The following is a 25,862-nucleotide window of genomic DNA, read 5'->3' as shown; positions in this document are numbered from 1 at the left end:
TTTTGCTTAATTAATTATATTGATAATCAAAAAGCTATTTTTTGATAAAAGCTTATAATTCGCTTTTTACAAACTATTGACATTTGGAATTTATATATTTAATTAATATATTTTTTTCTTAAAAGATAAAATTTCTCATATAAAGTTATATCTTATAAAGATAGTATATAATCACGTAAAAATTTAAATAATACAAAAAATAATAATAAGGAGTAATCTTGGCTAAAGAAGCTGGAGTAGTAAAATTTATTAGTGGCAAGGCGGTCGCTATCGATCAAAACGGAAATGAGAGAGAGCTAAAAGTAGGTGACATCCTTTATATGGGGGAGAGTATCAAGACAAGTGATGCCGCTGATAAAATAACAATCGTTTCAAATAATGGAAAAGAGATTACAATTGTAGGCAATGATACACTTGCGTTAAATCAAAGCACCATAGGCGCGGAAGGCTTGGCAGATGTTAGTGATTTGCAAAATGCTATTTTAAATGGTGGAGATCTAACAAAACTTGAAGAGACTGCTGCTGGTGGAAACACTGCTGCTGGTGGTGGAGATGGTGTTAGCCTAAGTGACGCTAAATTTGCTGAGGGTGGCCACTATTCAAATATTAATGCAACATATAGAAATTTAAGTGATGCAAACAGAGCTTTTGCATCATACGATAGCCCAATAAGCGGATACAATGGTGGAGATGATACTATAATCCCAAGCAATCCTCTTGTAACTTTTATAAGCGATCTTAATAACGATGGTACTTTAAGCAGGGTTGAGCATGCACGTGATACAAATTTAAATACGTCAAAAGTTCTTATTACAATTCCAAATGATGGCACAGTAAGGGCCGGAGATATACTAAATATCACTATAACTAAGCCAGATGGTAATACTGAAAATAAAACAATTCCTATCACTCCAACTATCATAAGCAATGGTTATCAGTTTGATGCTCCAATACAGACTGGTAAAATTTCAAAAGTTGATGCAACTATTACAAATTTCCAAGGAAATGTTAGTGGCAGAAGTGAAGATAGCGTAACTTCAAGTGGCTTTAGTGCTCCAGAGGTTAAATTTACAGAAGATAACGGTCCTGATAATAATCTATTAACATATACTGAAAATGCTAAAGATGGCAAATTAAATGAAACTCCAGTACTTATAACTGTAAAAGATGTGATTGTTGGAGATGTGCTTCACGTGACTTTAACAAAGCCTGATGGTACAACTGAGGTTAGAAATGTATCTATAGATCAAAACATAATAGATAATGGATATAAGATAGATAATATGCCAGTTGAGCACGGTAAGCCTTCAAAAGTAGAAGCTTACGTAGCAGATAGCACAAACACGATGAGAAGTGCAATTGCAAGCGACTCTACTACTCTTGATGTAAAACCGACTTTGACATTTACAGAAGATCAAGACAACAATGGCTATTTATATGATCCAGAAAATAGTCAAGACAATAACTTTAGAAGCACGACAGTAGAGATAACTTTACCAAAAGATGTGGTTGTTGGTGATAAGATTGTCATAACTTATACTGATCCATTACATCCATCTCAAAATTTAGAAAAATCTATCACTCTTACACAAGAGATGATTGATAATCAAAAAGTAAATACATCTCTTCCAATATTTCCAGATGTAAGAACATCTGCTAGTGCTCATGTAGTGGATAAAGATGGTAATGTAAAAAGCGAAAGATCAGATCAAGATAGTGTAGAGCCTATTGGTAGAAATTTGTATATGACACTACCAGAAGAAAAGACTCTTAATGAGCTTTTAAGGCAAGAGAGTACCGTAGATAATGAAGTAAATAAAACTACAGCAAAGATTACTCTGCCAAATAAGATCGATGATGGCGATAAGCTTACGCTAACTATTACTGGACCTGACCCTGTTGACCCTGTAAATAATCCTTCTAAAACTTATACAAGAGAATTTACTATACATATGGATAGTAAAGGTGCTGTGATTAGTGTAACAGAAAACGGAACTTCTAATGTTTTAACACCTATAAAAGCATATGACAATCAATACACCATTGATGTTTCTGGTATCCAACTAAAGCATGGAGAAGATACGACTATTAAGGCTAAAATCACACATTCAAATCCAGACAGGCATACATCTATAAGTGAGCCAACAGTATCAGCTAGTTTAGAGCATGTAAAAAAACCAGAAGTTACATTTGACGAAGCTAATGGTGCTAAGAGTATGAGTAGAGAGCAGGCTATTAGTGATGGCAATCTTAATAGCACAAAAGTCACTATAAAGCTTCCTAAAAATGCAGTAAATGGTGATAAATTAACTGTAACTATAAATGAGCCAAATGAAGCTCCTAGGGCTAAACATTACACAATTGAAAAAGATGCTAATGGCAATCTAACTGCTATAAAAAACGATGACGATCCAAGTGATGTAGTAAGTATAAAAAATGGCAACAGCTTTGAAATTCCTGGCATCAAAACTACAACTGGCTTAGAAACAAAGGTAAGAGCTGAGATAAAAGATAAAGATGGCATCCAACATGCAGATGAAACAAGCACTGTTTCCATTTCTAATATAAACGATACAGCAGTATTTTTCAAAGAAGATGCTGATGGTAATGTGTCTCTAACGAGATCTGAGAGCAAAGATGGCGCAGATCACGATCTACATAAAACTACGATAGTGGTAAAAGTACCAAACAATGTTATGGCCGGCGACATAATAAATGTAGCTGTAAATAACGGCAATAAGCAAGAGAATATAGTATATAAAGTTGATGGTAGAGACCCAACTGGTAATATCATACTAAAAGATGCAAATGGTAACGAAGTGATCACTAATAATAGTAATCAGGTAGAAATTCCTGGCATAGATATCGTACCAGGCAAAACCATAACTGTAACAACAAAAACTACGGACGCAAAAGGTAATGGCAAAGCTGAAGCTGAAAATCACAACATCCTTGAAACGCTTAATGATGACATGAGAATCACTTTTGAAGAAGATACTGACAATGATGGCATCTTATATAATGCTGAGGCAAATCGTGATCACAACGTAAACACAACAACAGCAACTATTAAGCTTCCTTCTAATTTTGTTGTAGGTGATAAATTAGTAATAGAAACTACTGACAAAAATACTGGTGCCAAAGTAGAAAAAACATATGAAATCACTACTGGTGCTAACAATAATCTAGTAGTTAAAAATGGTAGCGAAGAGCTAAATATAACTACTGATAATAAGGGCAATAAAGTAGTTAACTACACACTTGGTTTGACAGAAGATCATACTACTATTGTTAATGCCAAGGTTGTTGATAGCATGGGTGTCGATAAGGTAGAGACAACTAGTGATATTACACTTGATGCTCAAGGTAGCGGCTCTGGAACAGGCTTTAGGCTATTTATTGATGAGGATAAAGATAGAAACGGAGTTCTAAGTAGAGATGAAGCTATGAAGGATGGAAAATTAAATACCACTTCGGCAATACTTCAAATCCCAACCACTGTAAATAGTGGTGATACTATAAAAGTTAAGGTAAATAGTGGGGCAGAGAAAACTTATACCGTTGCTTCAAATGATGGTACAAACGTTACTATAAAAGATGCTGGTGGCAGCCTTGTCGCACTTGAGCCAGGAAATAAACTAAAAATTTCTGATGTTCATATAGATAAAGATCATCCAGCAGAAGTAAAAGCTACTATAAAAGATATTAATACAGGAAGTGAAGTAACAAAAACAGCCAAAGCTACGCTTCAAACGATGGATATAAAAGATCTAAAGGTTGAATTTGTAGAAGATAATGCAAGTAGGGATAATGTAATAGATAGAGATGAAGCTTTATTGGACGATAAAATAAAAGAAACAACTATAAGCGTTCAACTACCATATAATGTTGTAGCCAGTGATAAAGTAGCAGTGACTATCAAAGAGCCTCAAGCTGATGGCACTACGTCAACTAGAACCGTAACTTATACTGTCACAGGAAATGCTAATGGTATAATTTCAGTTATAGACGATACTACTCATACTGCTACACAGCTAGTAAACAACACTATAAAAATTCCTGGCGTCGCTATGCTTCCAGGTCGTGATACTAGTGCAGTAGCTACTATTACAAATGGCACAGAGACCACAACTAGCGCTGAAGCTAAAGTACAACTTGTTCCTTTAAGTACAGCAGGACTAAGTGTAAACATAGTTGCTGACAGAGACGATAATGGCATCGTATCAAGAGATGAGTCAAGTAGCAATGCCTCAAAAGTAAATGTTACTATTCCAAAAAATGTTGTAGTTGGCGACAAGATAGTTATTGAGATAACAAATCCCGATAGGACCAATGTGATTGAGAAATATGAAGTAGTAGGTAAAGATGTAAACGGTAATATCACTTTAAAAGATTTGACTAATAATTCTCAACGCACATTAAGTAGAGACCAGTTGCTTGAGCTTGATGCTAAAATCGCAGTTGGTGCTGAGGCTGAGACAAAGGCCAAAGTAACACTAACTGATACTTTTGGTGAAAGTGTAAATGTAGAAGATAGTGCACATGCCCAGATGGATGCTATAAGAGGTATTAAGTTTAATAAAGATATAACTACCTTAGAAAATGGTGAAGAGACTACTAAAGTCAGGGTTTATCTAAATGAAGATGCTAGGAAAGGCGATACAGTAGAGTTTAAGTATACTGATCCAGATAACCACACACAAACTAAAACCGGATTTCACAAATTAACAAGTAGTGATATAGCCAACAGAACATTTGATCAAGTACTTGATATTAATGCTAGATCAGCTTATGATTTGAAAGTAAAAGCTACGCTTAAGACTTCTGGTGGTTTAGAGTCTAAGTCTTATGAGCCTCATGAATCTGATAAATTTCATATAGATGTTAAAGACTATATAGTTAAATTTGACGCAAGTAAAGATATGAAAGGTGGTAAAGGTCATGATACTTTGGTATTTGATAAACAAATAGTTGATCTTAGAGGCATTAATGATCTTAATTCAAAAGTGGAAAGCTTTGAAAATCTTGAGCTTAAAGGCGGCTCTGAGATAAAATTTGATGCAAAAGCTATCTTTGACATCACTGATAATCTTAACACCATTCTTAAGATCAAGGGCGATGCAACTAACAAAGTTGATATCAATGGTAAATGGAAAGAAGATACTTTAGTGCATGCTGATACTGGCTTTAAAGGCTACTCAAGCATAGATCAGGTAAATGGTAAAACTATCCACATCCAAATAGAAGACAAGATCCAAACCGATCTTTAATCCCCAAAATGAGTGCGTAAATTCGCACTCATTCCAAACTCAAACTCACATTATTTTTTAAGTCTTGTTTTACTAATATTTGCTCCTTAAAGGAGAAAATATGAAAAATTTAATAGCCGTTATTATAGTTATTGCTGCACTTGCTTTTGGCGCTTTTAAGTATATAAATTCATTTGTTGCACTTGATGAAAATGTAAATGCAAAGTGGTCACAGGTGTTAAATCAATATAAAAGAAGAGCCGAGCTTGTGCCAAATTTGGTTGAAACTGTAAAAGGCTACGCAGCCCATGAGCAAAAAATTTTTGAAGATGTGGCAAATGCTAGAAGTAAGAGCATGCAAGTAAGCGTTGATGCAAGTGGTCTTAGCGATGAAGCTAAGATGAAAGAATTTATGACAGCACAAAGCTCATTTGGCTTGGCGCTTGGTAGGCTTATGGCAGTTAGCGAGAACTATCCAGAGCTAAAAGCAAATCAAAATTTCTTATCTCTTCAGAGTCAGCTTGAAGGTACGCAAAACCGCATAAGCGTAGCAATGCATGATTATATCGAAGCTGTAAAAGAGTATAACGTAGCCCTTAGAAGCTTTCCAAATAAATTTATAGCAAGTGTTTTTTATCCTGAGCTAAAGCCAAAACAAAATCTTGAAATAAGTAACGAAGAGAAGATAAATCCAAAAGTTTCATTTGAGAAATGATGAAGAAAATTTTTGCTCTTTTATTTTTTACATTTTGCTTTTGTTTTGCCATAAATTTTAACGAGCAGATAAATGACGAGGCTCAAATTTTCTCTAAAAATGAGAAGGCTGAGCTTTTAAGCTTGGTGCAAAATTACGAGCAAAATAGTACGACACAAATTGCTATCGTGACACTTAAATCACTAGAAAATAAAAGCATAGAAGATATCTCTCTTGAGGTAGCTAGAGGCTACAAGCTGGGACAAAAACAAAGTAGTAATGGAGTGCTTTTAATAGTCGCTCCAAACGAGAGAAAAGTGCGTATAGAGGTTGGTTATGGACTCGAAGGTGTGCTAACTGATGCTATATCAAGCCAGATCATAAATGATGTGATAGTGCCTAAATTTAAGCAAGGAGATATGGGCGGTGGCATCATAGAGGGCACAAAAGCTATCATAAAAGTAGCTAGTGGTGAAGAATTTGAAAACGTGAGTGAAGATGAAGAGATACCATTTGGAATAGTTGCCTTTTTTGCTGGCATGATCTCGTGTTTTGTCTCTGGCTTTTTAGGTAAATTTTTTATGCGAGTTGGTTTTAGTGCGTGTTTTGCAGGGCTGATATCTACGGTATTTGAGCAATTTTTTGGCGTGCAAAATTACTTCATTGTCTTTGCTATTGTGTTTGTAATATTTTTTATTATTTTAAAAAATGCCTTTAAAAAAAATGCTCAAAGCAAAAATACACACAGTGATTTCGGGCGTGATAGATCAGACTCAAATAGCAGTGGCAGTGGCCATTCAAGCAGTTCAAGAGGTGGTGGCTTTAGTGGCGGCGGAGGCGGTTTTGGCGGAGGCGGAGCAAGTGGCAGCTGGTAAAATTTTATCAAAGATTAGCTTGTAAAGCTCAAATCCTTTAAAATATAAAAAATTTAGGAGCAAAGATGCTAGCTGGCGAGCTGCTTAAAAGCCATTTTACTAAATTTGATCTGGTGGCGGTGCTTAGTAAATTTTTAGAGCAAAGTCATTTTGATAAAGAAAAATTTGATCTGCTTAAACAAAATAACTTTAAAAATTTAGATAAAAATATAAAGCAAGAGATAGTTGAGGCTGCTGGTTTTAAAGAGTTTTTCGATAAGAAATTTCAGAGCTTTCTATGTGAGCTTATGCAAAGTAAGGTTTTAATTGTTTCTGGCAAAGAGTATAAATTTAGTGAGCTTGAAATTTATACTTGTTTTGACGCAAATACCTACAAAAGGCAGTGTGAGGCAGGAGAGATTTACTTTCACAACTTTGGCTTTGACATATCTTTTAAAAGTGATCTATCACTTTATGGTGGCGTTTTAGTAAGAAGCCTAAAGCCCTTAAATGGGCAAAATTTTATCTTGGGACCAAGAAAATGTGCCTTGCATATCTTAAATAGCAAAATGAGCAATTTAAACTTTGATCTAAAAGAGGCTGATTTTAGAAAAAATGAGATTACTTTTACACCACGTATTAGATCATTTGGCGATGAAAACCAGCAAAAAAATGATTGTCTTAGAGTATTTACTGCTGAGTTTGAAAAAGCCTTAGAGTTTGATGAAAATTATAAAAAGAGATTAAATGCCTATAAAAAGGGGTGAAATTCATCTTTTTATCAGCTTTTGCGGTGAGAAATTTAGCCCAAAAATGCTAGATAAAAAAGATCGCAGAAGAGTAAAAAAATACCCAAATTTAATAAAACAAAACTCATTTAAAATATCTCGCTACTTAAAATTTAAAGCAAAGATGCGAGGTAAAATCTGTCTTTCTCATAAAGAAAATATCGCAGTTTTAGCCATTTCAAAAGAAAAGATCGGAGTTGATGTAGAAGAGCTAAAGCAGAGAAATTTTGACGCTATAGCTAGCTTTTGCTTTACAAAAGATGAGAGCAAAATTTTAGCAAATGCAAAAGACAAAATGCAAAAATTTTATGAAATTTATACTGCAAAAGAGGCAATTTTAAAGCTTAAAAATTTATCGTTTAGCGATCTTGGTACTACCAGCTACGATGAAATGGCAAAAAAATACTTAATTATTAACAATTCATTTATTATTTGCCTTGCATTTAAGCAATGCAAAGATATAATTATTAAACTTTTGTAATTTTTAACATTAAAAGGTAAAGATTGCTTATAAAAAAAATAGTCATAATCCTTGCTATTTCGCTTTTTGCTCTTGGATGCGCAAAGAAATTTGATGCACCACAGATGGCAGATTTTGACTTGAAAACATTTAAGGTAAGTTCATCAAAAGGTCTACTTTTGCTTTACGTGCAAAATAGCAAGAATGAGTATAAATTTAGCCTTGTAAATGTACTTGGCGCGCCAGAAGCTAGGCGAGTTTTAAAAGATGGTAGCTTTAAAAATTTAGGTTTTTTGCCACCAAATAGCGCCTACAATGAACTTTTTATAAAAGTGCTAGAGATGATAAAAGATGAAAAAAGCGAGCAAAAATTTATGATAGATGATCAATATTATGAGGTAGAAAGTGTTGATCTACGTTAGCAAACCAGCCATTATCAGTGCAGCAGGGAGCAGCAGTGATGAGAATTTAAGTTCGCTTTTAAGCGGAAAGAGATTTCTAGGCCTTAGCAGTGAGTTTCATCCTGAGAATAAATTTTTAGTTGCAAAATTTGATAAGGCACTACCAGAGTTTGCCAAGAACACAAAAGAACACTTTAAAACAAGAACCAATGCTTTACTTTTAAATACACTTCTCGAGTTAGATGATGAGGTCAAAAAGGCTATCAGGAAATTTAGTAAGAGCCGTGTAGGTGTTGTTTTGGGCACTACAACGAGTGGAATTGAAGAAAATTTTTGGACTTTTAAAGAGTATATAAGAACTGAAATTTTTGATAAAAGTAAGTTTGGTATAGACAGAAACTGTCTTGCAAATGTGACCGAATTTGTGAGCGAATTTTATGGACTAGAAGGTCCAAGTTTTTGCGTTTCAACTGCCTGTACTTCTGGTGTTAAGGCGATTATTGAGGCACAAAGACTAATAAAAAGTGATATTTGCGATGCGGTTATATGCGGCGGTGTCGATAGTTTAAACACCTTAACCATAAATGGCTTTAACTCACTTAGCATTTTAAGCCAAAAACCAAGCGAACCCTTTTCTAAAAACAGAGAGGGCATAAATATAGGCGAGGGAGCTGGGCTGTTTTTGCTGAGCCGTGATGAAATTTCAAACGTCGTGGTCGCTGGCTCGGCCTCAAACTGCGACGCTTTTCATATGACTCAGCCTGATTTTAGTGCCAAAATGGCAATTTGTTGTATAGAAGAAGCTTTAAAAAAAGCTGACATGAGAGGCGTAGACTATGTAAATTTGCATGGCACCGGCACGCAAGCAAATGACAAAATGGAGGCAAAAGCTGTAAATTTAACGCTTGGCTCCGCATATGCTAGCTCGTTAAAGCCGCAAATCGGACATACGCTAGGAGCTGCTGGAGCCATCGAGAGCGCCATTTGCGTGATGCTTTGCATGCAAGAAAATAGCGCCTTGCTACCGCATGTTTACGACGGAGCATATGACGAGAGTTTGGAAGCTATAAATTTAGTAAAAAGTGGCACGAAATTCGACGTAAAAACAGCGATGTCACTATCTTTTGCCTTTGGCGGAGATAACGCCGCGATAATATTTAAAAGAGTGAGATGATGATAAGTGATTATTTGCCGCACAGTAGCGCCATAACCCTGATCAATGAAATTTTAGAATTTACACCTTGTGAGAGTATCAAAGTAAGAAGCGTGATAAATGAGCAAACTCCATTTTTGGAGGATGGGAAATTTTACATGCAAAAAGCGATTGAGATGATGGCTCAAAGCCTTGGTATTTATGACTCAAAGATGCGTGAGCTAAGGGGCGAGAAGGCGATATTTGGCTTTTTGCTAGGCAGTAGAAAATTTGAAATTTTTAGGCCATATTTTAAAGTAGGTGATGAGATAGTGATCGTCTCAAAGTGCTCGATCCAAGATGAGAGTGGATTTGGCGTTTATGACAGTGAGCTTTTTGTAAATGGCGAGCCTGGCGCAAGGGCGGTTTTAAACGTAATGAGCCCTGATGAAGAATTTGTAAAAAAGGCACTTAGTGAGTAAGAGAGTATTGATAACCGGATCAAGTAGAGGCATAGGGTCTAGCATAGCTAGGCGCCTTGCTAGCGAGTACGAAGTGGTGCTTCACGCAAGAAGTAAGAGCGATGAGCTTTTAAAGATGGCTAGTGAGCTTGGGGCTAAATTTTTAACATTTGACGTGGCTGATACTTCTGCGGCTAAGGAGATGATAGAAGCTGACATGGAGGCAAATGGCGTTTATTACGGCATTATTTTAAACGCTGGCATAACAAGGGATAATACCTTTTGTGGGCTGAGTGACGAAGAGTGGTTTGACGTGATAGATGTAAATTTAAATGGCTTTTACAACGTTCTAAGACCAGCGCTAATGCCCATGATAAGGGCTAGAAAGCCAGCTAGGATAGTGACATTAAGCTCTGTTTCAGGGGTTATTGGCAACAGAGGTCAGGTAAACTACTCGGCTAGCAAAGCTGGCATCATAGGAGCTAGCAAAGCCCTTGCAGTCGAGCTTGCAAGTAGAGGCATAACAGTAAACTGCGTAGCTCCAGGGCTTATAAAGACAGATATGAGCGAAGAAATTTTAAATAGCGACTTCTTAGATGAGGTGCTAAAGGCCATACCTGCAAAAAGAGCTGGCGAAGCAGATGAGGTGGCAGGGCTGGTTAAATTTTTACTAAGCAGTGATGCTAGCTACATCACAAGACAGGTTATCGGCGTAAATGGAGGACTTTGCTAATGCGTGTATTTGTCACAGGTATCGGCGCAGTCAGTGCTTTTGGCAACAGCTGGGAGGAGATGAGAGCTAAATTTCTTGAAGGCAAAAACGCCGTGAGATACATGAGCGAGTGGGAGAGCTGCAAAGATCTAAACACTCGCCTAGCTGCACCAATTATAGACTACAAATATCCGCAAGAGTGGGATAGAAAGCAGCTAAGAAGCCTTGGTAAGGTGTCGTGTTACAGTGTGCATGCGGCTGGACTTGCTTTAAAAGATGCTGGGTTATTAAAGGGCGATGAGTTAAATGAGTCAAATTTAGATCCAAGTGTGCAAGATGGCAGAATGGGTGTGGCAAGTGGCTCAAGTACTGGCAGTACAGACTCTATCCTTGACATGGCAAAGCTAGTTTTGGACATGGATAGCGGCTTTAACGCAAATACCTACATAAAAATGATGCCTCACACCACAGCGGCAAATATCGCGCTTTTTTACTCGCTAAAAGGACGTATAATCCCGACGTCATCGGCCTGCACGAGCGGCTCGCACGCCATTGGCTACGCATACGAGAGCATAAAAAATGGTAGCATAGATATGATGCTAGCTGGCGGGGCTGAGGAGCTTTGTGTGAGCGAGGCATACGTCTTTGACAAGCTTTACGCGACTAGTGTAAAAAATAGCACACCAAATTTGAGCCCAACGCCGTTTGAAAAAGATAGAGATGGCTTGGTGCTTGGCGAGGGAGCTGGATTTTTGTTACTTGAAAGTGAAGAGAGTGCATTAAAAAGAGGAGCTAAAATTTACGCTGAGGTCGTTGGCTTTGGCTCAACGTGTGATGGCACACACATCACTAGACCACAAAGTGCCACGATGAGAGCGGCGATGAGCTTAGCTCTTCGTGACGCAAAACTAGAACCAAAAAGCGTAGGTTACGTAAATGCTCATGCGACTGCGACAAAGCATGGCGACATAGCTGAGAGTATCGCTACAAACGAGCTTTTTGGAGAGGATATCGCCATTAGCTCGCTTAAAAGCTATCTTGGCCATACGCTTGGCGCTTGTGGAGGGCTAGAAGCGATCGCCTCTATTATGATGATGAGAGAAGAGCTGTTTTTCCCAACTATAAATTTAAACGTGATCGATCCCGAGTGTGCAAAGCTAAACTATTTAAAAGAGCCAACTCCGATAAAAACGGACTTTGTTATGAGCAATAACTTTGCATTTGGTGGTGTAAATACATCTTTGATATTTAAAAGAGTTAAAAACATTTTTTAAAAAGGATAAATATGAAAAAATTAGTTTCATTAGTTGCCATTTTGGCATTTGCTACAAGCCTTAATGCAAGAGATGATGTGAAATATCACTCACTTGATTTTCTAAATGGTCCAAAAGCTAAAAATTTCTTACTTCCAAATGTAAGTATAAGCTTTGGCACAGGCTATAGCGGACAGGTAATTGTAAAAGACCTAACATCAAATAAAAAGACAAATGGTTTTAATAAAAGTGATGAAGAGGCATGCCAAATCGCACTTCTTTCGGCCTTAAAGACTTTCCAAGAAAGAGCATTAAAAGAAGGTGGCACAAAGGTTGTAAATCTAACTGGTTATTACAAAAAACAGCCATTTAACTCAAAAACTCAGTTTCAGTGCGGAAGCGGTGCTTTGATGTCTGGCGTTACTCTAAAAGGTGATATCGCGAAATAATGAAATTTCAAGTTGATTTTTTTGATGCGATAGCTTATGGCGATGTCGGCGAGGATCTGGCTAGATACAAAAAAGAATTTGATCTAGCAAAAATTCCACCGATTCAAAGAAGAAGGCTAAGTAGTGCTGCAAAGTGCGCTTTTAGCTTGCTTAGTGGCTTTAATAAGCTTGATATGCCAGTTATTTTTAGCTCATATGAAGGAGAGATAAATCGCTGCTTTGAGCTAGAGACTACACTGGCAAAAGCTGAGCCAGTTTCGCCTACTTCGTTTTCACTTTCGGTGCATAATGCTATCTCGTCACTTCTTAGTATAGAAGCTAAAAATCACAATGAAATTTTAGCCATTTCCTCTTTTAGTCCAGTCGAAGATGCGCTGCAAGCTGCGTTTTTAAGGCTAAATGACGGATATGAAAAGGTGCTAATACTTGCCTATCATGAGTCGATAAAGCAGAGTTATTTTGATGAGAAAAAACCGTCATTTATGCTCGCTCTTATTGTCTCAAAGGCAAAAAATGAGAGAGTTTTAACTCTAAAAAGAGCTAAAAAAGAAAAAGAAATTTGCGGGAATTTATTAAAAAGCTTTATTGTAAATTTTGATCCAAAAATATCAAAAAGCTGGCAAAGTTGTAGTTATTCTTCATCTTGGAATTTTAGCTATGAGCCTTAAAATTTTAAGAACCGGATCTTTCTTTTTATTTTTTGCGATTATTTGCATAAGTGGAGATTTACTGCTTGTGCCAGTAGTACTTTTGGGGCTAAATAAATTTAATTTTGTGCAAAATTTATGCCGTGATCTAGTTAGAATTTCTTGGGGATTTTTTATAAAAGTTGTTAAAAATTGTGGGTGTCTGGACTATAAATTTGAGTTTAACGAGTTAAATAGCGGATCAAATTTAGTTATAGCAAATCACCCTTCGCTTCTTGATGTGGTCTTCTTGGTTTCAAAATTTAAAAGAATAAACTGCATCGTAAAGGGTGAGCTTGGCAAAAATATATTTTTATTTGCAGCTATTAGGGCTTGCAACTACATACCAAACACAAATAACGAGGAATTTTTACAAAAAAGCGTAGATGTTTTAAAAGGTGGTGAAAATTTATTAATTTTCCCAGAAGGCACACGTACGAAAGATGAAATTATTTTTCATAAGGCAGCAGCTTACATAGGCGTAAAAGGCGCTAAAAATATTGTATGCATTGGTATCAATATGCACCCAAGAAGCCTTAGAAAAAATGAACCATGGTACAAAATACCAGATGAAAAGATAAAATATCATTTTAAAGAGATGAAAAATTTTGATGTTGATATGTTTTTAAAGGATAGGCCAAGCCCCGTGAGAGCTAGGGCAATGCATGATGAGATAAGTAAAATTTATAAGGAGGAATTTGGTGAAAGAGCTAGTTAATGATATAAAAGAGTTGATCATCACAAGCTTAAATTTAGAGGATATGAAGCCAAGCGATATTGATGAGAATGCGCCACTTTTTAATGATGGACTTGGTCTTGATAGCGTCGATGCTTTAGAGCTTGGACTTGCGGTGCAGAAAAAATATGGCCTCGTGCTTGACTCAAAGAGCGCAAATCTAAAAGAGATATTTTTTAGCGTATCTTCTCTTGCAAAATACATTTACGAAAATAGGAAATAACTATGAGTGAAAAAGAAATTTTTGAAATTTTAAAGAAAGCCTTGATCGATCTTTTTGAGATAGATGAGAGCAAGATAAAGCCAGAGACTAGGATATATGAGGATTTGCAGATCGATAGCATCGACGCTATTGACATGATTGATTACATCAAACGTCAAACTGGGCATAGGCTGATGCCAGAGGATTTTAAAAACGTAAAAACGCTTGATGATATCGTAAAAGCTGTAGCAAAGAAATTTGAAGCATAAAATAGTAAACCTAGTTCTAATTTTAGTAAGCATTGCTTATCCTTTAGTGCTATTTTTTTGGCAAGAAAACGCCACTTTGATATTTGGTGTTTTATGTGTGCTTTGGGGGCTTAGAGCCTATTTTGAAAGTGGTAAAAAAAGACAGGTTTGCTTAGCGGCTGGGATGTTTTTCGCCATTTGCGCTATTTTTAGAAGCGTAAATTTAGCACTTTTATACCCAAGTATCGTAAGCCTTGGCTTTTTGGCGATCTTTTTTTACAGCTTAAAGGGCGAGGCTGTTATAACCAAAATCGCTAGATTAAAAGAGAAAAATATAGATGAAAAGGTCGTTAGCTATACAAGAGGGTTAACAAAAATTTGGTGCTTGTTTTTTGTATTTAATGCGGTTTTAGCATTTATTTTATCGTGCTTTGAAAATAAATTTTATTGGAGTATTTACTGCTCCTTTGTTTCTTATATTTTGATGGGATTTTTGTTTTTTGGAGAAATTTTATATCGTAAAGTTTTTATTTTAAAGAGGAAAAATGGAGTTTGAAAATAGTCTAAAAGAGTTTAAATTTGTTAATATTGATAAAAATTTATACTCACAAGTTGGTATTTTTGGGGCAAATTTAAAAGAGTATGGCGTGAGTGAGATAGAGATCCATCTAAGTGAAACTTTTGACTTTTGTGTCGCCTTTTTTGGAGCACTTGCGATCGGTGTGAGACCGATTTTGCTTGCAAAGCCTATTTTTAGTAGTGATAAATTTAATATCAATGATGAAAATTTCAAGAATTTTTTGACTCCAGTCAGAAATATGGAGCCAAAATTTAATCTAAATTCTACTTTTTTTCTTCAGACTTCGGGCTCGACTGGAAATAGCAAAAATATCCCAAAAAGACTTGGTGCGATGATAGAAGAAGGGCTATTTTTAAAAGAAGAACTTGGATTTAATGAAAGCGATACATTTTTTTCAAGCGTTTCGCATCAGCATATGTTTGGCCTTACTTTTAAGGTATTTTTACCCATCATCTCTGGTGCAAAGGCCGTTAGCAAGGAGCTAAATTATCCAGAGGCGATCTTTGAGCTTGATCTTTCAAATTTAAGCTTTGTAACAAGCCCAGTTTTGCTTCAAACGCTAGTTTCTAGCCCAAGAGCAGCTGAAATTTCAGGGCTAAAAAACATCATCTGTGCCGGCTCAGCTCTAAAGAGTGAGCTAAGAGCTAGTATAGCAAAACTAAGCAGCGCGCGCATCATCGACATCTATGGCAGCACCGAAACTGGTGTAGTAGCTAGAAATTTAGGCGAAGAGCTTTTACTTTTTAGCAAGGTAAAAGCTGCTTTAAACGAGGACGAGGCGTTAAATGTGAGCTCGCCTTGGTGCGAGTTTTTTCAAACTAGCGACTGGGCGGAGATAAAGGGCAACAGACTCACGCTAAAGGGTAGGATCGATAGGATAGTCAAGCTAAATGACAAAAGGGTCAATCTAATAAGCATCGAAAATAAGATGCTTGAAAGCGGTCTTTTAAAAGACTGCTACTGCGATACGCATCCAAAATTTAAGCGCCTAGCCGCACTTTTAGAGCTTAGTGAAGAGGGCGTGAAGCTCTTTAGAAATAGCGGTAAAAAGGGCGTTGTAGCAAGGCTAAATGAGCTTTTAAGGCCTGAGTTTAAAAATAGTGTTAGGTATTTTAAAATCGTTAGCTCACTTTGTAAAAACGCGCAAGGGAAATTTCTAAAGGCAAATTTTAAAGAGCTTTTAGAAAAGAGTGAGGAGCTTTCTTGGGAGAAAAGTAGCGAGGAGGGCGTTTATAAATTTAAGACAAAGCTTAGCCTAGCACTTAGTATTTTTATGGAGCATTTTCCAAATTTACCACTGCTACCTGGCTTTGTGCAGCTTGATTTTGTATTTAAATTTGCAAGAGAGCTTGGCGCAGAAATAGGCGATCAGTGTGTGGTGGAGAATTTGAAATTTTTAAAATTTGTAAGGCCAAATGACGAGCTTTGTATAGAAATTTCGCAAAAAGATGGGAAGGTTTACTTTGAGATATTTTGTAATGGCACTAGAAGCAGCGTTGGCAGGATAAAGCTGGGCTTATGAAGACGCTCTTTCTCATACCATTTTACAATCATCCAGAAAAGATCAAAGCTCTTTGTGAGGCGCTTGCAAGATATAATCTACACATTTTAATAGTTGATGACGGTTCAAACAAGGTTTCAAAAAAAGCCTTGGAAAATTTAAGCGAATTTGGTGTAGAAATTTTGACAAGAACCCAAAATGGTGGCAAGGGCGCTGCGCTAAAAGATGGCTTTAGACACGCTGTGCAAAATGGCTACACGCATGCATTTCAGATCGACGCTGACTTTCAGCACGACATAAGCGAAGTGGCTGAGTTTTTAGAGCTTAGCAGAAAGTATCCACACGATATGATAATGGCTGATCCGATTTATGGCGAGGACGCACCAAAGTCGAGATTTTATGGTAGAAAGATCACAAATTTTTGGGTCAAGGTAAACACATTTAGCACCGACATAAAAGATGCGATGTGTGGCTTTAGAATTTATCCGCTAAAAGAGCTTGAGAGCGCGATCGCTCATAGTGGTTCAAATAGGATGGAATTTGATATGGAAATCCTTGTAAATGCTGTGAGAGCAGGCATTGGACTAAGATGGATACCATTAAAAGTAAGATATGAAAAAGGTGGCGTTTCGCACTTTAAAATGCTAAAAGATAATGTGTTAATAAGCCTTATACATGCAAAATATTTTTTTAGTTTGGTTCCATTTTTGCTAGGTAAAGCCTTTAAAGGACAAAAATATGCATGGTGGCAAAAAGGCGAAAGATCAAATGAATTTTTCTTAAGGGTAAGCTTATTCTTAACTAAGAATTTGCCTATTTTTCTTATAAAACCTATCGTTATGATCGTCGTTTATTTTTATTATATTTTTTCAAAAATAGAGAGAAAAAATATAAGAGAATTTTTGCAAAATGTAGAGAAATTTAGTGGTAAAAAGCCGGCTACTGGTGTTTTTGGAAATTTTTATGAATTTGGTATTGCGATTTGCGATAAATTTCGCATCTGGCAAAATGGTGTGCTCGAAAATGAGCTAGATATTGACGAACTTATGTGGATAAAAGAAGAGTTTGAGGCATCAAAGCGTGGTAGGATCTTGCTAACAAGCCATCTAGGAAATGTAGAAATTTGCAAGACACTTTCGCTTAAATCGCCAAGTTTTCGTATGATCATCTTGGTTTATAGCAAGGGAAATGAAAATTTTTATAAAATTTTAGAGCAGATAAGTAAGGGGCAGATTAGATTAATAAGCGTAGAAAACCTCGATGCAGCAGCTATGCTTGAGCTAAAAGAGGCGGTAGAAAACGGCGTAAATATCGGCATAATGGGCGATAGAACTCCGGTAAATGGCGATAAATTTGTTGAGGTTAGCTTTCTTGGCAAGATGGCTAAATTTAACTATGGCCCATACTTACTAGCTGGCATTTTGGGTGTAAAAATGAGCACGCTTTGGTGCGTAAAAAATGGCGATAAATTTAGCATCGAGCTAAGCGATATCGCAGATGAGATAAAACTAGGTCGTGACCGCAAGGCAATCGTCATGCCATACGTGCAAAGCTATGTAAAACAGCTCGAGGATCACGCTTGCAAGAACCCATCGCAGTGGTTTAATTTTTTTGATTTTTGGAGATGAGAGTGAAAATTTCACACGTTAGCACATTTAAAGTGGCGTTTTTTGATGTTGATAGCATGGAAGTGATGTGGCATGGTAACTACGTCAAGTACCTAGAAATGGCGCGCTGCGAGCTACTTGACAAGCTAGGGTACAACTACATTGCAATGAAAAAAGATGGTTACGCCTTTCCTATCGTAAAGCTTGACGTAAAATACGTGCGCCCAGCCTTTTTTAACGACGTCATAAAGGTCACGACGACGCTTAGCGAGTGCGAAACGTTTTTAAAATTTCACTATCTTATAGAAAATGAAAAGGGCGAAAAATTAAGCGAGGCAAATACCGCGCAAGCTGTCATCGAGATGAAGAGCTTACAAACTTGCTTTGAGATGCCTGAGGCGCTAAAAAAAGCGATTGAAGCTTACACGAAAAGGGAAAATTTATGAAAAAAATAACTCTTTTTTTAGCCATTTTTATATCTTGCTTTGGCTATGAGCTAGGTGAGCTTAAAAATATAGTAAAAACAGATGGAGTAAGCGGAAATTTCACGCAGACAAAGAGCCTGGCTGGATTTAACAAAAGCATAAAAAGCTCTGGTGAGTTTAGGCTTGAAAAGGGCGGTCTTTACTGGGATACGCTAGAGCCAGTCGTCTCAAAGGTTTTTATAAATAAAGATGGCATTTTTAAAAACAAAAATGGCAAGCTTGAAAAAACAAGTGCAAATTTTGATGAAAAGCTATTTCTTGCTATCATAAGCCTTGATGAAAACGAGCTTAGAAAAGAATTTGATATAAAAACAAGTGGTAGCCTAAAAGAGTGGAGCATAGAGCTAAACCCTAAAAATTTACTCTTCAAACAAATTTTTAAATCCATAAAGATAAGTGGCGACGAGGTGGTAAAAAAGATCGAGCTTGACGAGGTAAGCGGGGATAAAACGATAAATGAGTTTAGTCTAAAATGAAAAAACTAGCCACGATTTTGGCTTTTGTCTTTGTTTTTTTAGCCTCGCTTTGCTACTCACTTGCAAGCCTAAAAAACGTACAAACCGACATCTTTTCACTGATAAATTTCAAGGACGCCAAAGAGGCAAAGGTGCTAAAAGAGGTGCAAGATGAGATGGTGTCAAATTTTTTAGTGCTGGTAAATTCTAAAGAGCTGGCTAAAAATGTGCAAAGCTTAGCTCTTAAAAGCTCGCTTTTTAAGAGCTTTGAGGCGAACATTGACGTAAATTTAAATGATATAAAAAACGACATCAACCGCTCAAAGATCGCGCTTTTAAGTAGGGCTGATCTAGAGCTTTTAAAAAGCGATAAAAACGCTTTTTTCCAAAAACGTGCGGAGAAAATTTTTAATAGCTTTAGCTTTAGACTTTTAAATGTAAAAGATGATTTTTTCTCGCTAAGTAGTGGTTTTAGTGCAAAAAATGGCAATGTGAGCTTAAATTTAGCAGATCTAATGCTTGAGGTAAAGGACGGAGAGAAGAGCTTTTTCTTACTAAAAGGTGAGCTAAAAGAGGGAGCTGCGAGCGAGGGGCTAATAAAATTTTACAACGAGTTACAAGCGCTTAAAGTTGGACAAAACGAGCTTTTCGTGCACTCAAGTGCCCTCTATCAGGCATTTTCAAAGCAAAAAAACGAGAGCGAGAGCCTTTATATGAGCGTGGTCTCGCTTAGTTTGACCGCTATATTTTTGATGCTTGCTTTTAGAAATTTGCGAATTTTTTATGTGATATTTATCGCTACATTTGGCTTTAGCGTGGCATTTGCAGGCACTTTGCTATGCCTTGGTGAGCTAAATATCCTTACTATTTTAATAAGCACAAGCCTCATTGGACTCATGTTTGACTATGTCTTGCACTGGCTTAGCAAAAACGAGGGCGAAGCTATTAGAGCTAGCAGCATAAAAAATATGCTAAAAATTTTCTTGCTAGGCCTTTTTATCACGCTTAGTGGCTATCTAGCTTTTACATTTTCTGATCTTAGGCTACTTAAAGAAGTGGCACTCTTTTCGGCATTTGCGCTCGTTGCTGCGTTTTTGGCTAGCTATTTTTTCATGCCTTTAGTCTTTGAAGGGGTGAAATTTTATAGATCAAAGGTTTTTGATGCGTTTTTAACTAAATTTTGTGATCTCTTAGACGTGGCTACAAGGCATTTGGGGGTTAAATTTCTAGCTATCTCACTTATTTTGCTAGCTGTTTTTCTTGGTTTTGATCTTAAAAATTTATCAAAAAGCGAAAACGTAAAAGACTACTCAAATATACCAAAGAGCCTGCTAGCGGACTCTTCTTATATCTTAAGTCTAACTGGCAACAACCAAAACACGATGATAGTGACAAGATCAAGAGGTGACATTTTAGGAAGCGAAAAAAGCCTTTTAGACGAGCTAAAAAAGAGAAATTTGATAAAAGATGAGAGCTCGCTAAGTGATATGTTTTTAAGTAAAAGCGAGCAGGATGAGCTAAAAGAGGCGTTTAAAAAGGCGCTTGACGATGAGCAAATTTACGTGATTTATGAGAGATTTGGCTTTAGCAAGGATGAGATACGAAGCGAAATTTTAAAGGTTTTGAGCGAAAAAGAGCTTGGCGTGAGTGAAATTTTGGCTCTAAAATCAATGAAGGATTTTAAGAAATTTATGCTTGATGAAAATGTAAGTGTGGCTTACGCGAGCGGCTTTGTAAAAAGGGTGGCAAGTGATGAGGTGCTGGAACGCCACAAAGCTTTTAGCCTAAATTTTGCTGACTCGCTAAATGAGAGCCTAACTCAGGCAAAAGAGCTTGCTCTAAAGCTAAAAATAGCAGCGCTTGTGATCGCCTTTTTACTGCTATGGGTTTATTTTAGTGCGCTTATTTCGGCACTTGTGATGGGTATCATCATCTTTGGCGTGCTTCTTACGCTCTTTATTTTTGCTATTTTTGGCATAAATTTAAGCATTTTTGGCGTCTTTGGGCTCATCCTTGCAAGCGCTGTGGGGATTGACTACATGATATTTGCGCTAAATGAGAGTCTTAGCGAAAAAGAGCGAATTTATGGGATATTTTGCGCATTTATCACGAGTTTTATCTCGTTTTTTACGCTATCTTTTAGTCAGACTGCCGCTCTTAGCGTATTTGGATTAAGCGTTAGCCTTTGCGTGCTGATATATGGGCTATGTGCTAGCGTTTTATCTTGTAAAAATATAAAAATTTAGTTTGATTTTTAGACTCCAAGCAGCTTGTCTAGTTTATGGTTTTTGGCAAAAATTTTATTAATGGCTAGTTTTGCCTATGTCTGCATTTTATTTGCCTTGTTCTGGACGTTTGAGGCTGAAATGAGATCAAATTTATACGGCAGCTTAAATAGCGATTTGTCTAGCTTTTTGCAAACACTGCCCTTTTTGAAAGCTTTATTTTCCGCTTTCAAAAATACACTTATGACTTACCAAATTTGCACGGCATGAGGCGCCGTAAGCTCGCATAAATTTGGCATAAGAGCTAAACTCACCACTGTTAATCTCGCTTATAAATTTATCTAACCCTCGCTCTTACTATTTTGCGGGATATTACCTTCGCTAAGGTCTATGAGGTCATCCACATAGATGACATAGTCGCGTATTTTATGAGCTCTTGTCTATCTTTTGTGACAACTTCTTTACTCTCTTTATTGGCATATCCACCAAAATTTTGCGCCAATGTATCCAAAGGCGAGTTATACTTGCTTTTATTTCGCCCGGCTACATCTTGGTGTCAAATGCAAATAACGCAATAATGGTGAGTGGTAAAAATTTTTAAGCATTTTTAGCTTCCTAAATTTGGCTCTTTTGATCTTTTAGTATAAAAATTTTTGGCTAGCTAAATCGCACAAGATTTTAAAGACAAATTTTTAAGCAAAAAATATCTCACTTTTTAAGCGAAGTAGGCATAGATACGCACTTAGCACGCTTTGCTCTCTAATGTAGTTGCGATCTCCTTTTAAAAGAAGTCTCTCAATCTCGATGTTACCGTCTTTATCTCCGGCTGCGACGTAGACCGTGCCAACTAGCTTGCTGGCTGTGCCACCACCTGGTCCAGCGATACCGCTAATCGCAAGCACAAAGTCCGCATTTGTCGTGCTTAGCGTGCCTTTTACCATCGCTTTTACGCAAGGCTCGCTCACAGCTCCGTAAGTATCTAAAATTTCATCCTCGATGCCCAGCCACTCGTGCTTTATGTAATTTGCATAAGTTACTAACGAGCCATCAAAGCTAGCTGAGATGCCGCCATATCTTGCAAATTTAGCCGCTGCAAGCCCAGCCGTGCAAGACTCAGCAAATGAAATTTTAAGACCCTTTTGCATGAGCTTTTTTGCTACAAATTTGATCACATCTTTTTGCGGGATAAATTTTTGCGAAAATAGCGTTTTCACCCCTTGTAAAAAGCTCTCGATCTGGCCAAATTTATTGCTTTTTGCCCTTACTAGTATCAAATTTGGCAGGATCTGCGCAAGGGTTATATCGACCTCGTAAGTTTTAGCAAGTGGCAGCATAAGGATCTTCGCGCTATCTGCGTCGATGTCTATTAGATGAAAGTAACTAAAATCAGGCTCATAGTCGGTTAGAAACTCGCCTAGCTCTTCATTTGGATTAGCTTTTATGAGATTTATCTGGGCGTTATTTAGGCTGGCTAAAAAGCTATTTTTTGAGTAGTCTAAGCTATCTTTAAGCGCAAGTGTCGTGCTATCTTTTAGCTCAAGTGAGCCCCCAGTTAGCGTCGCTACGATCTTTGCGGCGATGGCAAAATTTTCATCCGAGCCAAAAATGCTTACAAAGTCGTAATCTTTTGATAAATTTTCGATGATAAAAGGCAGCTCTTTGCTATTTTTTGGAGCAAAACTGACCACTCCAAGCTCGCCAAAATGATCCTCGTAACTTTGAAAAATGTAGTTTAGAAATTCTCTATTTATCTCAAGATCTTCGCCTATTATCAAGATACTTTGTCTCATTTTTAAGCTCCTTTTTTTGCCTCATTATACTATTTTTCAGTGTGATTTAACCAGCACAGGTGTAAAATTAGCAAATTTTTAAAATCAAGGTAAAAAATGGACTACAAAGAGACACTTTTACTCCCAGAGACAAATTTCCCGATGCGCGGAAATCTCCCACAAAATGAACCACAAAGACTAAAATCATGGTACGAAGAGCGCAAGGTTTATGAAAAAATGAAGAAAAATCGCCAAAAAGCGGTTAAAAACTTCAACATCCACGACGGCCCTCCGTATGCAAACGGCCACCTACACATCGGCCACGCGTTAAATAAAATTTTAAAAGATATCATTACAAAAACGCACTATTTTTATGGCGAAAACGTCCGCTATGTGCCAGGCTGGGACTGTCATGGCTTGCCTATCGAGCAGCAAGTCGAAGTAAAGCTTGGCGATAAGAAAAAAGAGCTTAGCAAGGTCGAGATTAGGGAGCTTTGCAGGCAGCACGCGAGAGAATTTATAGACATTCAAAGAAATGAATTTAAAAGCCTTGGCATCATCGGCGACTTTGAAAATCCATATATGACGATGAAATTTGAGTTTGAGGCTGACATCTACAAAGCGCTTTGCGAGATCGCTAAAAAGGGGCTTTTGGTTGAAAGAAGTAAGCCAGTTTATTGGAGTTGGGCGGCTAGATCGGCGCTAGCTGAAGCCGAGGTCGAGTACGAGGAGAAAGAGGACTACTCTATTTACGTAGCCTTTGACCTTGACGGCGATGCGCTAGAAAAGCTTGGCGTAAAAGAGGCAAGCGCTGTCATCTGGACGACCACGCCTTGGACACTTCCAGCAAACCAAGCTATAAGTCTAAATCCAGATGAAATTTACGTGCTAACAGCTGAAAATTTGATCTTTGCAAAGCCACTACTTGAAAGCGTTATACAAAACGGCCTAAGCAAGGGCGAGATCAAAAAAGAGTTTAAATCAAACCTGCTTGAAAACACTCACGCTATAAATCCGCTAAATGGCAGAAAGTCGCTATTTTTACTAGGCGATCACGTTATGATGGATGGGGGTACAGGACTTGTTCATACAGCTCCAGGACACGGCGAGGACGACTACTACGTCTGTTTGAAGTATGGCTTTAGCGAAATTTTGATGCCAGTTGATGATGGTGGCTGCTACGATGAGAGCCTAAAGCATCACGGACTATTTAGAAGCGACGTGGTAGACGAGTTTGTCGGCATGCATATCTTTAAAGCAAATGAGAAAATTTTAGAGCTACTTGGCAAAAGCTTGCTTAGCGTCTCTAAATTTAGACACTCTTATCCATTTTGCTGGAGAACGCATAAGCCTGTTATTTATAGAGCCACAAAGCAGTGGTTTATAGCTATGGATGAGGCAAAACTAGGCGGAAAAACGCTTAGACAAACAGCGCTAAAAGAGCTTGAAAAGGTTAAATTCTACCCAAGTGTGGGCATAAAAAGAATAGGCTCTATGATAGAAAATCGCCCAGACTGGTGTATCTCTCGTCAGCGTGACTGGGGCGTGCCGATCGCGTTTTTCAGAGATAAAGCGACAAAAGAAGTTATATTTGATAGTGAAATTTTAGACCACATCGTGGCTATCTTTAAAGAAAAAGGCGCTGATGCGTGGTGGGCGCTAAGTATAGACGAGCTTTTACCAAAAGGCTCAAAATACAAAGCTGAAAATTTAGAAAAGGTGATGGACATCCTTGATGTTTGGTTTGATAGTGGCTCGACGTGGCATGCGGTCTTGCAAAGTGACAACTACGACGCTGGCAAATACCCTGCAAGCATGTATCTAGAGGGCTCAGACCAGCACCGCGGCTGGTTTCAAAGCTCGCTTCTAGTAAGCACAGCTATAAATTCTCACGCACCTTACGAGAGTATCCTAACTCACGGCTTTACAGTCGATGCTAAGGGCGAGAAGATGAGTAAGAGCAAGGGCAACGTCATCGCTCCACAAGACGTAGCCAAAACTCACGGCGTAGAAATTTTACGCCTTTGGGTTGGCATGAGTGATTACTCAAGTGACCTAAAAATAAGCGAAGATATATTAAAGCAAATAAGCGAGCAATACCGCAAAATTCGTAACACGATCCGCTTTTTACTAGCAAACGTAAATGATCTTGAGAGCCTAAATACAGAGTTTAATATCCTTGATAAGTGGATCTTAGCACGTGCTAAAAAGGTCTTTGACGATGCGAGCGCTTGCTTTAAAAATTACGACTTTTCAAAGGGCTTTAACATCCTTTTAAATTTCCTATCAGCCGATCTTAGTGGCGTATATCTTGACGTTTGCAAAGATAGACTTTACTGCGACGCAAAAGACGCCCCAAGAAGAAGATCAGCTCAAAGCGCGATGGCGATCATTACAAAGGCACTTTTACCACTCATTGCTCCAACGCTTACTTACACCGTCGATGAGGTGATGGATTATGCTCCAAAGATCATCAAAGGCGACGCAAAAGACGCGTTTGACTTAGTCTATGAGCCAATCATTTTTGATCTTAGCTTTGAAGATGAGCTACTTTTTGCCAGTAGGGAGAAATTTAACGAGATCGTGGACGTTCTTAAGAAGGACAAAAAGATAAAATCAACCCTAGAGCTAAGTCTAGAGACCACAAACCACAACACCACAAGCTACGACGAGCGCGAAGTGGCCGATCTTTACATGGTAAGCTCGGTTAGAGCTTATGATGATAGCGAGCCACTAGCCGAGTTTGAGCTTGAGGGTGATAAATTTAAGATCATAGCAAGCAACCTTCACAAATGCCCAAGATGCTGGAAATTTAACGCTAGCAAAGAAGATGCGCTATGCCCAAGATGTGAAGAGGTCATAAGTGCTAAGTGAGCCAGTAAGCGCAACTATCATAGTCACAACGATCGCTGCGG

The 25,862-nt window shown here is 37.7% G+C and carries 24 protein-coding genes; 22 read left to right on the top strand and 2 right to left on the bottom strand.

The genetic code is table 11. From position 1 onward, the window contains the following. The first annotated feature begins 218 nt into the window (after positions 1–218). The 21 genes from CVT05_RS06220 to CVT05_RS06120 all read left to right on the top strand — a co-directional run bounded on the left by CVT05_RS06220 (position 219) and on the right by CVT05_RS06120 (position 21,199). Entirely contained in the window at positions 219–5,270 is a 5,052-nt protein-coding gene (locus CVT05_RS06220; RefSeq protein WP_107698183.1) for a retention module-containing protein, read from the top strand. 100 nt (positions 5,271–5,370) lie between these two features. Further along, positions 5,371–5,964, top strand: coding sequence for a LemA family protein (locus CVT05_RS06215; protein ID WP_103580625.1), 594 nt, complete (start codon positions 5,371–5,373; stop codon positions 5,962–5,964). Beyond that, the gene (locus tag CVT05_RS06210; RefSeq protein WP_159071220.1) at positions 5,964–6,818 is read left to right on the top strand and encodes a TPM domain-containing protein; all 855 of its coding nucleotides are present in this window, start codon (positions 5,964–5,966) and stop codon (positions 6,816–6,818) included. Before CVT05_RS06215 ends, CVT05_RS06210 begins: the two co-directional genes overlap by 1 nt. A 65-nt stretch (positions 6,819–6,883) precedes the next feature. Further along, positions 6,884–7,564, top strand: coding sequence for an ABC transporter substrate-binding protein (locus CVT05_RS06205; RefSeq protein ID WP_107698181.1), 681 nt, complete (start codon positions 6,884–6,886; stop codon positions 7,562–7,564). Beyond that, on the top strand, positions 7,545–8,066 hold the full coding sequence (locus CVT05_RS06200; protein ID WP_107698180.1) for a 4'-phosphopantetheinyl transferase family protein: 522 nt from the start codon (positions 7,545–7,547) through the stop codon (positions 8,064–8,066). The genes CVT05_RS06205 and CVT05_RS06200 overlap by 20 nt, the downstream gene beginning before the upstream one ends. Positions 8,067–8,089: 23 nt before the next feature. Then, on the top strand, positions 8,090–8,467 hold the full coding sequence (locus CVT05_RS06195; protein ID WP_107698179.1) for a hypothetical protein: 378 nt from the start codon (positions 8,090–8,092) through the stop codon (positions 8,465–8,467). Further along, positions 8,451–9,620 (top strand): beta-ketoacyl synthase N-terminal-like domain-containing protein, encoded by a 1,170-nt coding sequence (locus CVT05_RS06190; protein ID WP_234400566.1) that lies wholly within the window; start codon positions 8,451–8,453, stop codon positions 9,618–9,620. Before CVT05_RS06195 ends, CVT05_RS06190 begins: the two co-directional genes overlap by 17 nt. Then, positions 9,617–10,060: a thioester dehydrase gene (locus CVT05_RS06185; protein ID WP_107698178.1), complete on the top strand. Its 444-nt coding sequence runs from the start codon at positions 9,617–9,619 to the stop codon at positions 10,058–10,060. Before CVT05_RS06190 ends, CVT05_RS06185 begins: the two co-directional genes overlap by 4 nt. Next, the gene (gene fabG / locus CVT05_RS06180) at positions 10,053–10,772 is read left to right on the top strand and encodes a 3-oxoacyl-ACP reductase FabG (RefSeq protein WP_107698177.1); all 720 of its coding nucleotides are present in this window, start codon (positions 10,053–10,055) and stop codon (positions 10,770–10,772) included. Before CVT05_RS06185 ends, fabG begins: the two co-directional genes overlap by 8 nt. Further along, positions 10,772–12,025, top strand: coding sequence for a beta-ketoacyl-ACP synthase (locus CVT05_RS06175; RefSeq protein ID WP_107698188.1), 1,254 nt, complete (start codon positions 10,772–10,774; stop codon positions 12,023–12,025). Before fabG ends, CVT05_RS06175 begins: the two co-directional genes overlap by 1 nt. An 11-nt stretch (positions 12,026–12,036) precedes the next feature. Further along, the gene (locus tag CVT05_RS06170; protein ID WP_021090821.1) at positions 12,037–12,453 is read left to right on the top strand and encodes a hypothetical protein; all 417 of its coding nucleotides are present in this window, start codon (positions 12,037–12,039) and stop codon (positions 12,451–12,453) included. After that, positions 12,453–13,121 carry a beta-ketoacyl synthase chain length factor gene (locus CVT05_RS06165; RefSeq protein ID WP_107698176.1) on the top strand — a complete coding sequence of 223 codons (669 nt, stop codon included), beginning with the start codon at positions 12,453–12,455 and terminating at the stop codon, positions 13,119–13,121. The genes CVT05_RS06170 and CVT05_RS06165 overlap by 1 nt, the downstream gene beginning before the upstream one ends. Continuing rightward, positions 13,048–13,857, top strand: coding sequence for a lysophospholipid acyltransferase family protein (locus CVT05_RS06160; RefSeq protein WP_234400565.1), 810 nt, complete (start codon positions 13,048–13,050; stop codon positions 13,855–13,857). The genes CVT05_RS06165 and CVT05_RS06160 overlap by 74 nt, the downstream gene beginning before the upstream one ends. Then, positions 13,841–14,098, top strand: coding sequence for a phosphopantetheine-binding protein (locus tag CVT05_RS06155; RefSeq protein ID WP_107695511.1), 258 nt, complete (start codon positions 13,841–13,843; stop codon positions 14,096–14,098). The genes CVT05_RS06160 and CVT05_RS06155 overlap by 17 nt, the downstream gene beginning before the upstream one ends. 2 nt (positions 14,099–14,100) lie before the next feature. Continuing rightward, positions 14,101–14,346: an acyl carrier protein gene (locus tag CVT05_RS06150; protein ID WP_021090641.1), complete on the top strand. Its 246-nt coding sequence runs from the start codon at positions 14,101–14,103 to the stop codon at positions 14,344–14,346. 46 nt (positions 14,347–14,392) lie between these two features. Then, positions 14,393–14,881, top strand: coding sequence for a DNA gyrase subunit B (locus CVT05_RS06145; protein WP_234400564.1), 489 nt, complete (start codon positions 14,393–14,395; stop codon positions 14,879–14,881). Then, positions 14,871–16,427 (top strand): AMP-binding protein, encoded by a 1,557-nt coding sequence (locus tag CVT05_RS06140; protein WP_107698173.1) that lies wholly within the window; start codon positions 14,871–14,873, stop codon positions 16,425–16,427. The genes CVT05_RS06145 and CVT05_RS06140 overlap by 11 nt, the downstream gene beginning before the upstream one ends. Then, positions 16,424–18,034: a glycosyltransferase family 2 protein gene (locus CVT05_RS06135; protein WP_107698172.1), complete on the top strand. Its 1,611-nt coding sequence runs from the start codon at positions 16,424–16,426 to the stop codon at positions 18,032–18,034. The genes CVT05_RS06140 and CVT05_RS06135 overlap by 4 nt, the downstream gene beginning before the upstream one ends. Continuing rightward, complete coding sequence (locus CVT05_RS06130) at positions 18,031–18,459, top strand: acyl-CoA thioesterase (protein ID WP_199906738.1); 429 nt, start codon at positions 18,031–18,033, stop codon at positions 18,457–18,459. Before CVT05_RS06135 ends, CVT05_RS06130 begins: the two co-directional genes overlap by 4 nt. Next, positions 18,456–18,974 carry a LolA family protein gene (locus CVT05_RS06125; protein WP_107698170.1) on the top strand — a complete coding sequence of 173 codons (519 nt, stop codon included), beginning with the start codon at positions 18,456–18,458 and terminating at the stop codon, positions 18,972–18,974. Before CVT05_RS06130 ends, CVT05_RS06125 begins: the two co-directional genes overlap by 4 nt. Further along, positions 18,971–21,199, top strand: a complete 2,229-nt coding sequence (locus CVT05_RS06120; protein ID WP_107698169.1) for a hypothetical protein — start codon at positions 18,971–18,973, stop codon at positions 21,197–21,199. Before CVT05_RS06125 ends, CVT05_RS06120 begins: the two co-directional genes overlap by 4 nt. Before the next feature lie 367 nt (positions 21,200–21,566). Here the strand turns inward: CVT05_RS06120 and CVT05_RS09635 are convergent, their stop codons facing one another. Continuing rightward, complete coding sequence (locus CVT05_RS09635) at positions 21,567–21,689, bottom strand: hypothetical protein (protein ID WP_258030512.1); 123 nt, start codon at positions 21,687–21,689, stop codon at positions 21,567–21,569. 181 nt (positions 21,690–21,870) lie between these two features. After that, entirely contained in the window at positions 21,871–22,968 is a 1,098-nt protein-coding gene (locus CVT05_RS06110) for a CinA family protein (protein WP_107698168.1), read from the bottom strand. 96 nt (positions 22,969–23,064) lie between these two features. Between CVT05_RS06110 and ileS the strand changes: the two genes are divergently transcribed. Beyond that, positions 23,065–25,821, top strand: a complete 2,757-nt coding sequence (gene ileS / locus CVT05_RS06105; protein ID WP_107698167.1) for an isoleucine--tRNA ligase — start codon at positions 23,065–23,067, stop codon at positions 25,819–25,821. The last annotated feature ends 41 nt before the right edge of the window (positions 25,822–25,862 follow it).

This window comes from Campylobacter concisus, assembly GCF_003049705.1.
Taxonomy (GTDB): Bacteria; Campylobacterota; Campylobacteria; order Campylobacterales; family Campylobacteraceae; genus Campylobacter_A; species Campylobacter_A concisus_AR.
This window is presented reverse-complemented; position numbering and strand designations above follow the sequence as displayed.

Coding starts and splice junctions, on each gene's coding strand:
- CVT05_RS06150 (WP_021090641.1), top strand. CDS start 14,101: ATGAGTGAAAAAGAAATTTTTGAAATTTTAAAGAAAGCCTTGATCGAT.
- CVT05_RS06165 (WP_107698176.1), top strand. CDS start 12,453: ATGAAATTTCAAGTTGATTTTTTTGATGCGATAGCTTATGGCGATGTC.
- CVT05_RS06140 (WP_107698173.1), top strand. CDS start 14,871: ATGGAGTTTGAAAATAGTCTAAAAGAGTTTAAATTTGTTAATATTGAT.
- CVT05_RS06200 (WP_107698180.1), top strand. CDS start 7,545: ATGCCTATAAAAAGGGGTGAAATTCATCTTTTTATCAGCTTTTGCGGT.
- CVT05_RS06120 (WP_107698169.1), top strand. CDS start 18,971: ATGAAAAAACTAGCCACGATTTTGGCTTTTGTCTTTGTTTTTTTAGCC.
- CVT05_RS06125 (WP_107698170.1), top strand. CDS start 18,456: ATGAAAAAAATAACTCTTTTTTTAGCCATTTTTATATCTTGCTTTGGC.
- CVT05_RS06110 (WP_107698168.1), bottom strand. CDS start 22,968: ATGAGACAAAGTATCTTGATAATAGGCGAAGATCTTGAGATAAATAGA.
- CVT05_RS06135 (WP_107698172.1), top strand. CDS start 16,424: ATGAAGACGCTCTTTCTCATACCATTTTACAATCATCCAGAAAAGATC.
- CVT05_RS06205 (WP_107698181.1), top strand. CDS start 6,884: ATGCTAGCTGGCGAGCTGCTTAAAAGCCATTTTACTAAATTTGATCTG.
- CVT05_RS06175 (WP_107698188.1), top strand. CDS start 10,772: ATGCGTGTATTTGTCACAGGTATCGGCGCAGTCAGTGCTTTTGGCAAC.
- ileS (WP_107698167.1), top strand. CDS start 23,065: ATGGACTACAAAGAGACACTTTTACTCCCAGAGACAAATTTCCCGATG.
- CVT05_RS06130 (WP_199906738.1), top strand. CDS start 18,031: ATGAGAGTGAAAATTTCACACGTTAGCACATTTAAAGTGGCGTTTTTT.
- CVT05_RS06185 (WP_107698178.1), top strand. CDS start 9,617: ATGATGATAAGTGATTATTTGCCGCACAGTAGCGCCATAACCCTGATC.
- CVT05_RS06210 (WP_159071220.1), top strand. CDS start 5,964: ATGAAGAAAATTTTTGCTCTTTTATTTTTTACATTTTGCTTTTGTTTT.
- CVT05_RS06215 (WP_103580625.1), top strand. CDS start 5,371: ATGAAAAATTTAATAGCCGTTATTATAGTTATTGCTGCACTTGCTTTT.
- CVT05_RS06170 (WP_021090821.1), top strand. CDS start 12,037: ATGAAAAAATTAGTTTCATTAGTTGCCATTTTGGCATTTGCTACAAGC.